This is a genomic window from Glycomyces sp. NPDC021274, assembly GCF_040641195.1.
Taxonomy (GTDB): domain Bacteria; phylum Actinomycetota; class Actinomycetes; order Mycobacteriales; family Micromonosporaceae; genus Glycomyces.
In genome coordinates this window covers 1-1,592 of sequence record NZ_JBFADC010000052.1, presented here as the reverse complement: position 1 = coordinate 1,592, position 1,592 = coordinate 1, and the positions used below count along the sequence as shown (strand labels likewise).

Here is a 1,592-nt window from a genome sequence, read left to right as displayed (position 1 = left end):
GAAGAAGCTCGAGATCAGCGGTGTTGGTTACCGCGTCCAGGCCAAGGGTTCCAACCTGGAGTTCTCCCTGGGCTACAGCCACCCGATCCTGATCGAGGCGCCCGAGGGCATCTCGTTCAAGGTCGAGTCGCCGACGAAGTTCAGCGTCGAGGGCATCGACAAGCAGAAGGTCGGCGAGGTCGCCGCGAACATCCGCAAGCTGCGGAAGCCCGACCCGTACAAGGCCAAGGGCGTCAAGTACGAGGGCGAAGTCATCCGCCGCAAGGTCGGAAAGGCGGGTAAGTAAGCCATGGCATACGGTGTGAAGATCGCTAAGGGCAACGCCTACAAGCGCGCTGCTGCCAAGCGTCGCCACATCCGCATCCGTAAGCGGATTTCGGGTACTTCGGAGCGTCCGCGTCTGGTGGTGACGCGGTCCAACCGCGGCATCTTCGCTCAGGTGATCGACGACATCGCGGGCCACACGCTGGCCTCGGCGTCGACCCTGGACGCGTCGATCCGTGGTGGCGAGGGCGACAAGAGCGCCCAGGCCCAGAAGGTGGGCGCCCTGGTCGCCGAGCGTGCCAAGGCCGCCGGTGTCGAGGCCGTCGTGTTCGACCGTGGTGGCAAGCAGTACGCCGGGCGGATTGCCGCTCTGGCCGACGCCGCCCGCGAAGCCGGGCTGAAGTTCTAAGCCCCGGTTCCGGAGCTAGCGGACGTAACAGAGAGAGGTAAATCCAATGGCTGGACCCCAGCGCCGCGGCAGCGGTGCCGGTGGCGGCGAGCGGCGGGACCGGAAGGGTCGCGACGGTGGCGCTGCCGCCGAGAAGACCGCGTACGTTGAGCGCGTTGTCGCGATCAACCGCGTCGCCAAGGTTGTCAAGGGTGGTCGTCGCTTCAGCTTCACCGCGCTGGTCGTGGTGGGCGACGGTGACGGCACCGTAGGTGTCGGTTACGGCAAGGCCAAGGAAGTTCCGGCTGCCATCGCCAAGGGCGTGGAAGAGGCCAAGAAGAACTTCTTCAAGGTCCCCCGTATCGCCGGTACCGTCCCGCACCCCATCCAGGGCGAGAAGGCTGCGGGCGTCGTCCTGCTCAAGCCGGCTTCCCCCGGTACCGGTGTGATCGCCGGTGGCCCGGTGCGCGCCGTCCTGGAGTGCGCGGGCATCCACGACGTGCTGAGCAAGTCGCTCGGCTCGTCCAACCCGATCAACATCGTGCACGCCACGGTGACGGCGCTCAAGGGCCTGCAGCGGCCCGAGGAGATCGCCGCCCGTCGTGGCCTGCCGCTGGAGGACGTGGCTCCCGCCGCTCTGCTGCGGGCGCGTGCCGGGGTGGGTGCGTAATGGCCCGTCTCGAGATCACGCAGGTCAAGTCCCTGATCGGCAGCAAGCAGAACCACCGCGAAACGCTGCGTTCGCTTGGTCTGAAGCGGATCAACGACGTGGTTGTCAAGGACGACCGCCCCGAGTACCGCGGCATGGTGCACACCGTCCGCCACCTCGTGTCGGTCAAGGAGGTCGACTGACATGGCGGAGACCAACCCGCTGAAGGTCCACAACCTCCGGCCCGCCCCGGGTGCCAAGACCCCCAAGACCCGTGTCGGTCGTGGTGAG

Annotated in this window: 4 protein-coding genes and 1 pseudogene; all 5 read left to right on the top strand. The window is 67.0% G+C overall.

The features are described from left to right. Window positions 1-286: 50S ribosomal protein L6 (rplF, locus tag AB0I03_RS26470; RefSeq protein WP_360417317.1), on the top strand; the 286-nt coding region annotated here is incomplete at its 5' end. 3 nt (window positions 287-289) lie between these two features. Continuing rightward, window positions 290-673: a 50S ribosomal protein L18 gene (rplR, locus tag AB0I03_RS26465; RefSeq protein ID WP_039635373.1), complete on the top strand. Its 384-nt coding sequence runs from the start codon at window positions 290-292 to the stop codon at window positions 671-673. A gap of 46 nt (window positions 674-719) precedes the next feature. After that, the gene (gene rpsE, locus AB0I03_RS26460) at window positions 720-1,322 is read left to right on the top strand and encodes a 30S ribosomal protein S5 (RefSeq protein WP_039635375.1); all 603 of its coding nucleotides are present in this window, start codon (window positions 720-722) and stop codon (window positions 1,320-1,322) included. Then, window positions 1,322-1,504 carry a 50S ribosomal protein L30 gene (gene rpmD / locus AB0I03_RS26455; protein ID WP_039635378.1) on the top strand — a complete coding sequence of 61 codons (183 nt, stop codon included), beginning with the start codon at window positions 1,322-1,324 and terminating at the stop codon, window positions 1,502-1,504. Before rpsE ends, rpmD begins: the two co-directional genes overlap by 1 nt. A 1-nt stretch (window position 1,505) precedes the next feature. Beyond that, window positions 1,506-1,592 (top strand): annotated as a pseudogene (locus tag AB0I03_RS26450) (50S ribosomal protein L15); the annotation flags it as partial.

What these genes read in the sequence shown, in the direction of transcription:
- rpmD (WP_039635378.1), top strand. Translation starts at nt 1,322, where the DNA reads ATGGCCCGTCTCGAGATCACGCAGGTCAAGTCCCTGATCGGCAGCAAG.
- rpsE (WP_039635375.1), top strand. Translation starts at nt 720, where the DNA reads ATGGCTGGACCCCAGCGCCGCGGCAGCGGTGCCGGTGGCGGCGAGCGG.
- rplR (WP_039635373.1), top strand. Translation starts at nt 290, where the DNA reads ATGGCATACGGTGTGAAGATCGCTAAGGGCAACGCCTACAAGCGCGCT.